This is a genomic window from Aeromonas sp. FDAARGOS 1405 (assembly GCF_019048265.1).
Taxonomy (GTDB): Bacteria; Pseudomonadota; Gammaproteobacteria; order Enterobacterales; family Aeromonadaceae; genus Aeromonas; species Aeromonas veronii_A.
Window position 1 is genome coordinate 731,067 of sequence record NZ_CP077311.1, and the last position, 13,870, is coordinate 744,936.

Annotated in this window: 8 protein-coding genes; 2 read left to right on the plus strand and 6 right to left on the minus strand. The window is 61.4% G+C overall.

The features are described 5' to 3' along the window. Positions 1-227: 227 nt before the first annotated feature. Positions 228-3,410, plus strand: a complete 3,183-nt coding sequence (locus I6L35_RS03490; protein ID WP_216979549.1) for a S41 family peptidase — start codon at positions 228-230, stop codon at positions 3,408-3,410. A 15-nt stretch (positions 3,411-3,425) separates the two neighbouring features. Here the strand turns inward: I6L35_RS03490 and I6L35_RS03495 are convergent, their stop codons facing one another. After that, positions 3,426-4,724 (minus strand): ferric reductase-like transmembrane domain-containing protein, encoded by a 1,299-nt coding sequence (locus tag I6L35_RS03495; RefSeq protein WP_216979550.1) that lies wholly within the window; start codon positions 4,722-4,724, stop codon positions 3,426-3,428. 284 nt (positions 4,725-5,008) lie between these two features. On the opposite strand from I6L35_RS03495, the gene I6L35_RS03500 reads away from it, so the two are divergent. Next, positions 5,009-5,242 (plus strand): hypothetical protein, encoded by a 234-nt coding sequence (locus tag I6L35_RS03500; protein ID WP_005343077.1) that lies wholly within the window; start codon positions 5,009-5,011, stop codon positions 5,240-5,242. A 146-nt stretch (positions 5,243-5,388) separates the two neighbouring features. On the opposite strand, the gene I6L35_RS03505 is transcribed toward I6L35_RS03500, so the two are convergent. The 5 genes from I6L35_RS03505 to I6L35_RS03525 form a co-directional block, all read right to left on the minus strand. Next, positions 5,389-5,703 carry a hypothetical protein gene (locus tag I6L35_RS03505; protein ID WP_005343076.1) on the minus strand — a complete coding sequence of 105 codons (315 nt, stop codon included), beginning with the start codon at positions 5,701-5,703 and terminating at the stop codon, positions 5,389-5,391. After that, on the minus strand, positions 5,690-6,940 hold the full coding sequence (pgaC, locus tag I6L35_RS03510; RefSeq protein ID WP_216979551.1) for a poly-beta-1,6-N-acetyl-D-glucosamine synthase: 1,251 nt from the start codon (positions 6,938-6,940) through the stop codon (positions 5,690-5,692). Before pgaC ends, I6L35_RS03505 begins: the two co-directional genes overlap by 14 nt. Then, a complete protein-coding gene (gene pgaB / locus I6L35_RS03515; RefSeq protein ID WP_216979552.1) occupies positions 6,937-8,895 on the minus strand; it encodes a poly-beta-1,6-N-acetyl-D-glucosamine N-deacetylase PgaB in 1,959 nt (652 codons plus the stop codon). Before pgaB ends, pgaC begins: the two co-directional genes overlap by 4 nt. After that, positions 8,895-11,279, minus strand: coding sequence for a poly-beta-1,6 N-acetyl-D-glucosamine export porin PgaA (gene pgaA / locus I6L35_RS03520; RefSeq protein WP_254204522.1), 2,385 nt, complete (start codon positions 11,277-11,279; stop codon positions 8,895-8,897). Before pgaA ends, pgaB begins: the two co-directional genes overlap by 1 nt. 590 nt (positions 11,280-11,869) lie before the next feature. After that, positions 11,870-13,699 carry a M3 family metallopeptidase gene (locus I6L35_RS03525; RefSeq protein WP_216979554.1) on the minus strand — a complete coding sequence of 610 codons (1,830 nt, stop codon included), beginning with the start codon at positions 13,697-13,699 and terminating at the stop codon, positions 11,870-11,872. Positions 13,700-13,870 lie beyond the last annotated feature (171 nt).

A 13,870-nucleotide genomic window follows, 5' to 3' on the forward strand; every position in this document is an offset into this window, starting at 1 on the left:
CGATGCCCGCCGAGCGGCGAGCGAGCGCCATGATATTGGATCGCCATCAATACTCAATAGACCCAATGAAACATATCTTGGCGGTGAGAGGTGAATGGCCCATGAACGGCCTTCGCTGATATGGCCAATTGATAATAAAAACAAAAAGATAGCTTATATTTTCTGGCTGGCCATGAGGCCTCTGATCGGTAAATATGTAGCATTTGAACCTGATTCAGGATGACATCATGTCTCTGTACTTCTTGCCGAACTCTTCGCTGCCCCGTCTGCTGCTGGCCAGCGTCCTGCTCTTGTTGACCGGCGCAGCCGGAGCCGAAGAGCCGCGCTGGCTACGCGAACCTGCCCTCTCTCCCGATGGCACTCGGCTCGCCTTTACCTGGCAGGGGCGAATTTTTGTAGCCAGTGCCGAGGGGGGGCCCGCCACAGCGCTCACCGGCAGCGGCTACCTGAGCCAGCGCCCCGTCTGGTCGCCCGATGGCAAACAACTCGCCTTTGCCGCCAATCTCTATGGCAACGAAGATGTGTTCGTGGTGCCCGCCAGCGGCGGCGAGATGGTGCGCCTCACCCGCGATTCGCGCACCGATCTGCCGCAAGCCTTCAGCGCCGATGGCAAACGGCTGTTGCTGAGCAGCCAGCGCCCAGGCTCGGCTACAGCCGATCACTTCATCGCGGAAGGGGTTCAGTGGGGCGAGCTCTACTGGACGCCGGTTAGTGGCGGAATGCTGCAAGCTGACTTGCCGCTACCTGCCACTCTGGCGCGTCCGCACGGTGCCAGATTGGCTTATCAGATGCCAGCCATGGATCAACCGTTTCGCAAACACCAGCGTTCATTTGCCGTCTCCCGCCTCTGGCTGTTTGATGGCAAGCAGCATAAGCAACTGACCGAAGATCGGATTGCGGCCACCGATCCGGTCTGGAGCGACAAGGGGGATGCTCTCTTTTACCTGAGTGAGCGCAGCGGAGATTTCAACGTCTGGCGCCGGGATCTCGCCAGCGGTACAGAGCTGCAGCTCACCCACTATCAGGGTCACCCGGTCAGGGGGTTGAGTGCCTCGACCAAGGGGGATCTGGTCTGGTCGTGGCAAGGGGAGATCTATCGCCTCGACGAGGGCAGCAATACTCCACGCAAACTGCTTATTCAGCCGCAGATAGCCATCGAACCCGATCAACTCGGCGTATCGTCCGGGATGGCCGATGACATGGTGGTCAGCGAAGAGGGAGACGAGCTGATCCTGACCAGCGAAGGCAACCTCTACGCCGTCAACCCTGGCCGGGAGCGGGTGCGCCAGCTCACCCATTCCCCAAGCGAACAGTCCAGTCCGCTCTATGCAGAGCAAGGTGGCTCCCTCATTTACCTCTCGGAGCAGCAGGGACACGCAGCGCTCTACCGGCTGAGCAAGGAGGATCCCGAGCGGCTGTTCAGCGCACCGGGTACCCTGACCGAGAGTCTGCTGCTGGCCATTCCCGGCAAGGGGATCAGCCGTCCTGTGCTCTCCCCGGACGGCAAACAGCTCGCCTTTGTGGTGGATGGTCAGGCTATCCATCTGCTGGATCTGGCGAGCAACCAGCAGCGGGAGCTGGTCCCTGCCAGCTTCAATCCGTCACGCCACGAGGTCTCTCTCGCTTTTGCCCCCGACTCCCGCCATCTGGCGCTCACCTTCCGCCCCGACTCGGCTCAGCAGGAGATCGCCGTCATCGATACCGCCAGCCCCGGCACGGTACCGGTCAATGTCAGCCTCAACGGCTATCAGGATAGCTCTCCCGTCTGGAGCCAGGATGGCGCTATCCTCTACTGGCAATCGACCCGATATGGTGTGCTGGGGGCCGATGGCGAACCGCTCGGTAACAATCTGCTCGGCCTATACAGCAGTCGCGCCGCCAAGGCCGACTTTCTGGCCGAGCGGGAGGCTCCCAAAGGTGGCTACGGCTTCGAGAGTGAACGACTGGGCCATCGCGAGGCGCTGCAGCTACTGCCCACCGGGGTACTGCTGACCAGTCGCATCGTTGATGACCAGCTTATCTATCTGGTCGAAGAGGCTGGCGACGGTGATCAGAGCGAGATCAAAGGTTATGCCCGGGATCTGCGCAAAGGTGATACCCGGGTGCTGTTTGCCGAACAGCCAGGCCCGGTACTGGCCAGCCTCAACCGGCAAGCCACCCTCGCCACCCTGGTTCGGGAGGGGGAGATCACCCGCATCGACCTCAACTCAGGCGAGATCCACAGCGCCCCCTTTGCCCTGCAAAACCAGCTGCATTGGCGAGCTCGTATGGCCGCCGCCTTCGATCAGATCACCCGGCTCACCCGGGACGAATTCTATCGGGACGATATGAACGGGGTGGATTGGGACGGCTATGTCGCCGCCTACCGCCGCCAGTTGTCGGGCATCGGCAATCCCCGCGACTTTGGCAACCTGCTCGCAGAACTGGCTGGCGAGCTCAATGTCTCCCACACCTGGGGCAGCGGCCCGGCTCCCTTCCCGCGCATGGCGGACGAAACCGCCAGCCTGGGGGGGTACTGGCAGGATGACGAGCAGGGGGTGACCCTCACCGCCCTGCTGGCGGGCGGCCCGCTGGACCAGGAGAGCGACATTGTTCCGGGCTCCCGTCTGCTCGCCATCAACGGCCTCCCGATTGCCAATCTGAGCGATCTGGATCAGGCCCTCAACCAGCAGGCCGGCAACCGGCTGGTACTTACCGTTCAGCCACCGCAGGGCAAGGCAGCGAGCGAGCTGGAGGTGACCGCCATCGATCTGCAGCAGGAGTATCGGTTACAGCTCGACAACTGGGTCAGCAAGCGCCAGGAGCTGGTGGCCACCCTGAGCCAGGGCCGCGTTGGCTACGCCTACCTGCCGGAGATGAGCAGCGCAGCCTATGAAGAGCTGGTGGCACAGGCCCTTGGCCGGCTACGTGACTGCGAGGCCTTGATCGTCGATGTGCGCTTCAACAAGGGGGGCTACCTGGCCAACACCCTGGTGGAGTTTCTGACCGGCAGCGGCAGCACCAAGGGAATGGCCAGCAGTTGGCCACGTCAGGGTAAGGGTGAAACTGATGCCGCCACCCGCCAGTGGACCAAGCCCTCGGTGGTGCTAGTCAATGCAGGCAGCTACTCGGAGGGTTCCGCCTTCCCCGAGTACTACCGCACCCTCAAGGTCGGCCCCATCGTCGGCGACCCTGTACCCGGCACCGGCACCATGGTCTACGCCCACGACTCCAGACTATTTCCGGGGCTCGCCTACGGCATTCCGACACTGGGGCTGCGCAAGCCGGACGGCACCTTCTACGAAAATCAGGAGCTGATCCCGGACCTGCAGGTGCCGCTAACCCCCGCCGATATGGTGGCCGGACGCGACCCGCAGCTGGAGGCGGCGGTACAAGCCGCCCTCAAGCAACTGCCTGCGAGCGCCAAGTAACAGCACCCATCGAGCTCAGCGAAAGCGAAACAGCTCGCGATGCAGATGCCTGTCCGGCAACAACCGGGCCAGGGCATCTGCCATCCCCTCCGGCCCGCAAAACCACACCTGCTCGGGCGCATCTTGCGCGATGCGGGCCATATCCAGTCGCCCGGCTGCCTTGTCCAGATGCAGCTGATAGCGAACGCCGGTGCGATGACAGAGCTCGGCCAACCGCTGGTGGTAGACAGCCCCCGCCAGATCCGGCGCGCACTGGATCAGGGTGATCCCCTCGCCGTGCTCCCCACGGGCAGCCAGCCCCTCCAGCCAGGCGACAAACGGGGTGATGCCGATCCCGGCACCCAGCCAGAGGGCTCGCCCTCCTCCCTGCGGGGCGACAAAAGCACCATAGGGGCCGGTCACCACCACTCCATCCCCGACGCGCGCCTCTGCCACCAGCTGACGGGTATGATCCCCGAGCGCCCGCACCGCGATCACCAACTGGCGCCGATCCGCCGACACCCGCACCAGGGTAAAGGGGTGCGCCCCCTCCTTGGCATCAAATTCGAAGAAGGCAAACTGACCCGGGCGGTAATGGGCGAGCGGCCGCTCCAGTTGCATGGTCAGCTCGCAGGTGTGATCCGCCAGCGCCCGCACCGCAATGACCCGGCCGGGATGGCGCTCCCGCGCTCCCACTTGTCCCAGCAGGGAGTAGAGGGCCCCGATAGCTCCCAGCCCACCGACAAACCAGATCGATACCCCCACCGGGGTCATGGCCCCAATCTGAGGCAGCAGGCAGAGCCCGTGACACCAGCCCGCCAGATAGATGAGCGGGGCCAGCCGGTGGATCAGTCGAAAACGGCCATAACTCACCAGTGCCAGCAAACTCAGCACCACCAGCGCGATCAGCAGATAGAAACTCCACTCACCCAGGGTATTGCCAAGGGCATGGAGCGAGATGCCATTGCCTGCTCCGGCACCCACTTCGGCAGCGCTGGCCCCACGCCGGGCGGGACGACTCAGCCAGCCTGCAGAGACCGCCCACTTGGGCACCTCCACCAGCAGCCAGTGGGCAGTCAGTACCAATGCGCCGCCGACGGCCGTCTGGCGGTGCAATCGCAACATCCGATCCAGACCACCACACCACACTTCCAGCTGCGGCAAGCGTAACGCCAGCAACAGCGAAATGGCCATATAGGCCATCCCCAGCAGGCCGGTCAGCAGCAACATCTCATGACGCCAGGGCCACACCCCGTTGGCGTCCCCCGCATAACCCAGCCACCAGACCCCAACCGCCAGCAGTGGCAGCAGCCACCACACCCGTTTGCCCGTCATAACATCCCCCCTGGTTACATCGCTGCAGGACCTCATCTACCTGCTGATGGCGCCATTACACAGCCAGCCGGTCACAAGACTTTGCCACAGGGAGAAGCTTGTGTGGCAATGTGTGACAAACAGCAACAACAGAGGGCTCCGGAGACCCCCTGCTCAATCGGGCTGCTCCCTGTTCATCAGAAGGGTGGTTGACACTCTGCTGGCAAAGGGAATCAAATGGGGATAATTAATGGCTGCGGTGGCAGCACAGACCACCCCGACCGACCACGGACAAGGAGAACCCGTTGCTTACCTCTAACGAAAGACGCTTCTGCCCAAGCTGTCAGTGCGAAACCAGCCATGTCGTGGTGCTGGTCGACAAATCTTTTGGCCAGCAGCCGACACCGGAGCAAAAGCGCAAAGCCTTTATCAAGGATTTCATTACCGGTTGGGCTGCGGGCCCCTTTCTGGCCAACATGGATCGCTTTGAACGACATGCCATCTGCGAACATTGTGGAAATAAAGTCATTGATGAATGACAGAGCAGGTGCAAAACGGAAAACAGCAGAAAACGGCCCTGCCGTGAGTGACACCGCAGTGGGACACCCGCGCAGGAGAAATGCATTGCCCTTAAAGCAGCAAGCGATCATTTTTACAGCATGAGGGGTCGGCTGGCCGCTCATGCTCACGGTGCTTTCGAGGCCGTGCGCTTGCCCATCAGTCGGTGCAGCAGTTTGTTGTATTTGGCCCAGGAGTGGATCAGCAGGAAGATACCAAACAGCAGGACCAGAAACAGTTGTCCCACCTCGGCAGCATCGAGTGAGCCAATAAAGCTCTCGTTCTCATCCGTCTCCAGATAGTTGAGCCAGGGTTGCAATGCCAGAAACAGCCACCCCCCCCAGGTCACCAACAGGATCAGCAGATCTCGTAGTCGGTACTTCCAGCTACGCCGGGTGCCGTTGCTGATGATCATCTCTTTCGCCAGCTTATGTTTTGTCACGGAACGACTCTCCCCTATCAGGACTTTCCCACACGGCCAGCTGGCCACGACGACGCAGGATCGCCCTAGGCACGGCTACTACCACGGTCACCAGATTGAGCAGCCAGTAGATGAGCGGATACCAGACGCACCAGATAAAGCTGCGAGCCATGCTCTTGTCATAGTGGTTATCGATAAAGATGCTGACCCCGAACTGCAGCAGACAAATCGCGGTCATCATCACCCCGGTCCACTGGAACAGGTGACCCACCGCCAGCCCGCTCAGGTCCGGCTCAATGAGCCAGACCAGCGCAAGCAGCAACATGCTGTAGCACCAGGCAACGCTGGAGAGATACTCCAGCAGCAGCAACCAGAAGCGGCGGTTGCGCCAGCGCATCGCCTGCAAGCCGTAGCGCAGAAACACCTCGGCGCCCCCCTGTGCCCAGCGCAACCGCTGCTTGTAGAGACCGCGTACCGTCTCCGGCATCAGCACCCAGCAGAGCGCCTGCGGTTGGTAGTGAATGAGCCAGCCGGCCAGCTGCAGCTTCCAGCTGATGTCGATGTCCTCGGTCACCATGTCATTGCTCCAGCCACCGACCGCCTCGACCGCCTGCTTGCGAAAGGCCACCACCACTCCGGAGACGGTGAAGACGGTGCCGTAGATCCGCTGGGCCCGCTTGATGAGGCCGATGATGGAGCTGAACTCGCCGGTCTGGATCTTGCCGATGATGGTGGAGCGGGTGCGCACCCGCGGGTTGCCGGTGACCGCCCCGACCCTCGGGCTCTCGATGAAGTGCTTCACCATCCAGCGCACCGCGTCATAGTCGAGCACCGCATCGCCGTCGATGCCGACCAGGATCTCCCCGCTGGCCACGGCCAGCCCGTTGTTGAGCGCCATCGCCTTGCCCTGGTTGTGCTGGTGGAGCACGGTCAGGCGCGGATCCTGCTGCGCCAGCCGATCCAGCCGCGCACCTGTGTCATCCTTGCTGCCATCGTTGATGGCCAGCACCTCGAAATCGGGATAACGCTGACGCAGCAAGTGACCGATGGTCTCCTCGACATTGGCCCCCTCGTTGTAGCAAGGCACCATCAGGGTCACCCTGGGGTAATAGGGAAGTACCAATCCACGTTTTGCCAGCGCGATATCACGCCGCTCCCACTGGAAGTAGTAATAGAGACCGCCACAGACCCACACCATTGCCATCAGACTGGGATAAGCCAGAGTAAAGATGGCTATCCCTTCGAGAAAATCCTTCACCGCATCGCCTCCCCGTGGGTGGCTTTAGCGGCACTGACTGCGACCGGCGTTGCCGGCAGCTGGGCCGGCTGAGGCTGGGTCTGCACCGAGAAGACCGGTTTGAGCACGGCCGGATCCGGCTGGTTGTTGTGGAAATCATCCGGGTAGTAGCCAAAGTTGGTCACCCCCTTGCGCTGGATGATCTGCATCCAGCGCGCCAGCTCGGCATCGGGAATGGGCTGGTCGGTACGCCAGTTGCGGCTCTGCAGCTCGAACACCAGCCGATTGGCCGGTACCTGTGCCAGTGAATCTTCCGCCAGCCTGGCCAGCCACTCATCAGGATTATCTGCCTGCTCCATGTACGGCATGGCCATCACTGCGGTGTAGTCATAGGCCTTGGCAAACGCCGCCATGCTCTGGGCGAACCACTGCTGGGATTGCGGCTCGGTCACCAACGCCGCATAGATGTTGCGGGCGGTCTTGAGGCCGTCGGCTCCCCCCTGCCGGTAACGGGCTGCTGCATCGCGCAGCGCCATGGTGAACTCGATAAGCAGATCGGTCTTCTGCTCCCCTTGCGCCTGTAGCGCATCCGGAGTGCGCGCCAGCGGCATCGGCCCCTCGTAGTCGCTGAGGAAGGCATCGTCATGGAACAGCAGACCGTCGAACTTGGTGTAAAAACCGAGATCCTCGTAGATATCCAGCAGCAGCTGACGGCTGGCAGGATCCCATGGCGACAGGCGCAGATACTGCCCCTTGGCCGGAGCACCGGTACGGCTGTCGGTGACATAGGCATGGTTCGGCCCCATGTCGTAGGCCATCACCGGCATCCAGGCGAACACCTTGACCCCGGCACGGGTCTTGAGCTGCCAGGCCACCCGGTTGAAGAGATCCGCCTTGACCGGCATATGGCGGTTGGGGAAGTAGAGCGCCTCCGCCACCCCGTCACCGTTGTCATCGGCATAGGCCTGCAGATAGACGGTGGTGATGCCGTAACCCTTGATCCGGTCCAGCAGCATATCGATGTTCTTGTTCATCTGCTGCGGGTCCTTGTCGTAGACATAGTCGAGATCCACATGCACCAAGCGCTCCACCTGCCGCTCCCAGGTATTGCCCCCCATGATCTCGTCCAGAGTTTCGAGGCTGGTGTCCTCCTCCAGCAGGTAGCGGCGTACCGTGTTGCCAGAGTCACTCAGCTTGTTGAGCCCTTCCGCCAGCGTGAAGGTGTAGGGCATCCCGGCGGCCCCCGCCAGTTCCAGCGCAGCCTGGTTGAAGGCGCCGTAGGGCCAGACCAGGATCCGTGGTGCCCGACCGGTCTGCTCCCTGAGCTGATGGGCCGATGCGTCGAAATCAGCCTTAATCCGCGCCCGATAGTCGGCCATGCTCTCGTAGCCACGCTGGCTCCAGCCTGCGGTTGTGACCGCCGGCTGCACGTTGCCCTGCGGGTTGGCGAGTAGCCCGTAGTGGGAGGTGAAGGTGTGGGAGGCCAACTCCACCAACCCGGAGTCCTGCATCTCGCGGATCTGCGGCCAGCTCACGAAGTAGCTGCGTGGCAGCTTGTCATTGCCGTACGGGACCATCTGGTCATCGGCTACGTCCAGCCAGCTGCCCACCAGCGCAAAGACCGCCGGGTAGTTGTAGAGCTTGAGCAACGGATAGACCAGCCGGTAGAAGCTCTCATAGCCATCGTCGAAACTGAGCAGGATCGCCTTCTCTGGCAGTGGTGCTTTACCCGCTTTGGCATCCAGGATCTGCTGGAAGCTGACCGGGTGATAGCCCTGCTGTTTGATCCAGTTGAAGTGGCGGATCAGGGTGTCGCGCCGGATGGTCTGGGGGTAAAGCTTGAGATTAGGGGTCAATTTCAGGTCGACGATATCGTGGTAGCAGAGCACCACATAGTCATCGGGGTGCCGAGCCGCCTGTGTCAGCGAAGGCAACAGTGCAAGCAGCAAAACAAAAGAAGCAAGCCAGCGTCTCATCACATGAAACTCCATTGCAGATTGGCGAAGATGAAATTTCCGAACTCCGGGTTACCGTCATAAATGGCCTGACGGCGGCCCAGGCCATAACCCAGGCTGAGGGCGGGAGAGAGGATCCAGTCGTGGCGGTAGCTGAGCTGCCACCCCTGATCGCTGCCATAGCCCTGCTGCCAATAGTGGTTGCCACTCATGATCAGGCTCTGCAGCAGGAAGCGACGCCCATCCAGCGGCAGCCGATAGCGCCCCGCCAGCTCCAGCTCCAGATTGCGATCCTGCAGGGGGTTGAAGTAGTCGACGTCTACCACCTCGTTGCGAGAAGTGGCCCCGCGCAAGGTGGTATCGAACCACCAGCGATCACGACGCCAGAGATCCTGACGCAGCCAGCCGGAGACACTCAGCCGCCGGTTGCCATCGCTGATATCCATCCGTTCCAACCGCAGCGCCCCTTCGCGGGTCTCGTCCTGACGCCACCCCAGATCAAGCTGGTATTGATCGGCGTAGTTGCCGCGCGCCAATGCCCGCAGCGGGGTGTCGGCACTGTTGAGGTTGATGGCTGTGCCCAACGTCCAGCGCTCGTCCAGCCGCCAGTCGATGCGACTCCACAGATAGCCTTTGTGGTTGAGCTCGCTGCCCGTGCCCCCCTCCAGCGTCAGTTGCAGCGGGTAGAAAAAGATCTCGGCCCCCAGCCCGGTATAGGCGGCACGTTCGGGCTGCAGATCGAACTCGCCAAAGCTACCCTGACGACGGACAAACAGCCGATCGCCACCATCAGTGCGAGCGCTGTAAAGGCGGCTGTCGTAGCTCCAGTCACGGCTGGCCTGTACCGAGCCCCCTTCATTGCGACCATGGGTCAGGTCGGTGACAAACTGCGGGGCCTGTTCCAGGGTCAGCCGCTGCTGCAACTCCTGACGATCGCGGGTCAGGTTGCCAAGGGCACGCACGGCCTGCGGCGTGCCCTGCCAGTCGCCCCTGTCGAGCCGGGCGTTGAGGCGACCGGGCTCGGCCAGCACAGCACGTTCGGCTGGCAGCCAGCGCACCGCCTGTTCATAGGCCTGCTCGGCCTCGTCGGAATGACCCCGCCAGCGCCGAATATCCCCCAGTTGCAGCCAGAGCCAGGGGTTGGCTGGCGCGGTTTGCAACCACACTTCCAGCTGTTTCTCTGCTGCACCCGCCTCACCACGCCAGGCCTGCAGCAGGGTTTTCAGCTGCAATACCTTTTCGTAGTCGTCGTTGGCCATGCGCATGTTGCCGGTGAAATCCCAGCGAGTCGGCGGCTCCTGCCAACCAGCCAACAGCACCTGCGCCGCGCCATAACGTTCGCCATCCGAATAGGCGTAGAAGCGCTTCTCCAGCAGCCGCTTGTCGTTGGCTCGCGCCGGGGTCGCCAGTTGTTGGTAAATCACGGAGGCCTCATCCACCCGTCCCAACCCGGCCAGCGCATCGGCGCGCGCCTCCAGCACATAGTCAGGCAATGGCCCCTCGGCCTGCAGCGCGGCGGACTCCTGCTCGGCCCGGAAAAAATCGCCCAGGGCCACCAGCGTCACCACTACATCGCGGCGAACACTGGTGTAGAGCACATGATCGTGTGGCGCACGTGCCAGGATCCTGTCCTGCAGCGCCAGCGTACGGGTAAGGGAGCGACGGGCCAGCGCCGGATCCTCGGTCTGGGCCGAGACCCGCAGTAGATTGACCGCCTGGTAGTAGTCGAGCCAGAGCCGGTCGACCGGTTTGAACAATTCGGGATAACGGCCCATCAACTCCGCAGCGGCAGGACCCGCCCCCAGACTCACGGCTACCCGATAAAGTGCCAATACCTGCTCGTGATTATCCGGTTCCAGCTCCAGCCACTGCTGGCGAGCCAGCAGCTCGCCCATGGGATCTTCACTCTGACGGGCGGCATAGATACGGGCATCAAGGATCGCCTGATCGCGGCCAAAACGTGCTTCATAGTCAGCCGCTGCGCGGCGGGCCAGCTCGCGGTTTCCCTGATCGCTGGCGGTGAGAAACAGTCCGAGCCAACCATTGCGGTTGGCAGGATCACGCCCCTGCAGGATGCGGTAATAGCTGATCGCCTCGGAATAACGCTTCTCGTCACGGGCGGCACGGGCCACCCCTTCCAGCGTGATGTTGCTGATGGGACTGAACTCGCACGGCTCGCAGGCGGCCAGCGCCCCCTTGCGGTCGCCACGCCACAACTGCACGGCTATCAAGTCATCAAGCACTTTGCCATCACCACTCTGCCGATAGAGGGCATCCAGCCCATACGCCGCACCATCCAGCTCCCCGGCTCGGGCCTTGAGCACCCAGGCTTCGCGAGCCCTGTCTATCTCACTGGCGCACACCAGCAGGGGTAACAGCGCCAACATCAAAAAGATGCGATTCATTCGCAACATACCACCCATAACAAACGCTGGTCATATCGTCCCTGCACGGCCATACGGATATCCACACCCGTCCGCTCCTGCTGGATAACAAGAGAACTTCCTGAAGTGTGTGCTGATTTCGAGGGTGAAAGGCGGGCATGAACAGGCCAGCACCTTTCCTATGTGCGGCCCAGCCATCTCGGGGGGAAGAGATCTGAAGCTTTCCGAACCCGACTCACATCGGGGGTGGCAAGGGAGGCGATTTTGCAGTTGTGGACAATTTAGTCAACCCGATAAGATGAGAATAGATATCAAATAGGTGAGTGGAACAATCTTTATGCACAAAGATGACCACAAAAAACACTATTAACAAAAAGATGAAAAGAGCGGGGCTCAAGGAGTCCACTATCTTGTAGCCTGCAATTCATATTCATGTTCATACGAATACATATTTGATGGATAAAATATGGTTTCAATCGACAAAGCGACAATTTATGTCGCGAACTTCCCCATAAAACGATAGCGCCTACCACGCTTGCGACAATAAACAGCCATACACAGCACTGCTCCCGCCCTCGATGCGGGAGCTGTGTATATTACGCGACAGGCGCTTATTGGTAATGGTTGACGATCCATGCCTCGAAGTCGGCCAACATGCGAGTTTCCGACTCGCTGTTGTCGGCGATAAGCTCTGCGCCGTGGACCACCCGGATATGGGCATCGAGCGGGGTGCCCTCACCAGCCGCAGGGCGTTGCTGGGCCGCGGCCATGCAGGCTTGCGCCTGTTGCCACGCTTCAGCAGCACTCATGTTGCATGCCTCGGCCAGCGGTACCGCGCTGAACCCCTCGCCGGTCAGACTGCGCAACGTCTCATCGTGAGTCATGCCGTTGCCCGGTCCCCAGTAATGGGCGGCCAGATCCGGTCCGATACGCGGGTTGTCAGTGAGGTAGCCATCACGCTTGAGGAAGTAAGCACGGGTCTGCTCCACTGCCATCAGTGCCAACAGGTATCCGTGATAGGCACAGGCCGACTCCTGATTCAGGAGGTGCGGGATGGCCAGCAACGGGCGCGGGCTCGCCACCCCGACAATCTTGCGCTCCCACTGGCGGGCCAGCGCCAGCACGGCATCCGTAGTTCGTTCGGCATCATCCATGGCGTAGAGATCCCGCTCGAAGTAGGCCACCAGCGCAATCTGGCGCTCGTTGAAAGCGCGAAACGGCTGGCGTGCAGCGATCATCTCCTTGATAAGCGCGTCGGGGATCGCCTCTCCCTCAGTATTTCTGGCGTAACGTTTCAGCCAGTCGGCATCGTCCAGCAGGCTGTCGCAGAACATCGACTGGGTCTCGGCATAGGCCATGGAAGTGGGCGAAAACTCCTGTGAGAAGCAGGGCGCGTTGCCGGTGACATTGGCAAAGTGCGCGGCGTGGCCCCCCTCGTGGAACAGGGTGTTGAGGCCGCTCCAGCCGCTGCCCACCTGCGCCGGATCAGCCAGGCTGGTGAAGTTGACCACCGCCGGCACCCACTCCCCCTGCTGGAAGAAGCTCGGCACCGGGCCGTGGCAGAAGCCGTTCTCGTATTTCCCCTCCCGGGTCAACAAATCCAGCGTCAGGGTCGCCCCACGATACTGGATGCCGAGACGACGGAAGCTCTCGACCCAATCCTTCAGCGCCCGCGAGAAGGGCACATAAGGATCGAGCTGGCGGGTTACATCACCACTGATGGCGTAGCGCAGGTTATGGGGCAGCAGGGCCGCCTCCCCCTTGGCCGCTTTCAGCTCGGCAAGGCTTTTCTGCAGCCGGGCGTCGGTGCGAGCAATAAAGTCATCGAGGATGACGAACAGCTGATCCGGGCTCATCTGTTCGTTCTTGCGCACCTTGTAGTCGAAGTAATTGCGATAGCCCATGGCGCGGGCAAAGCGGTTACGGATCGCCACTACCTCGAGAAAACCGTTGCTGACCACCCACTGCTCCAGGGTGTAGAACATGGCGAGTGCGCTTTGGCGCACAGCCTCGCTCGGGCTGGCTGCAAGGGAGGTGCTGGCGGCGGGCAGGCTACCCGCGACCCGTTGGCCCTGCTCATCCAGCAGTGTCAGTTTCAGCTCGCGGCGGCGGGCAAACAGCTCAGCTTCGGCGGCCACCAGCTCATCCATCAGGGCGGCAGCGGTGGGATCTTCAATCACATTGCACTCGAAGAAGGCGAGCCAGCCCCGCAGGCCGCGTTTGAGATCATCCTCTTCGGCCTGCGCCAGCATCTCCCGCAATTCGGGCAGACGGGCAGGATTGGCACAAAAAGCCTTGTAGGCTTGCTCGGCCGCGGTAAAACCGGCCTGATCGTCGCTGGTGCCCATATAAGTGGACCAGAAAAGATCCTCTTTGCACCTGTGTACCTGCAGATAATCGGCGTTGAGTTGGTTGAAGTAATTCCTGGCAATGGAACTCATAAATTCCCTCTTGTGATGGGGTCACCCGCAGCGGGGCCCACTCCTTTTTTTAGTGAAATGCCAAATGATTCACACTCTTTGGCAAAAATTGCGCAGGGATGCGCATGAACACGCTACCAAAAAATGGGGAGCGCTGTCTGCTGGCTATACTGTTGTTCAAACGCTCATCAG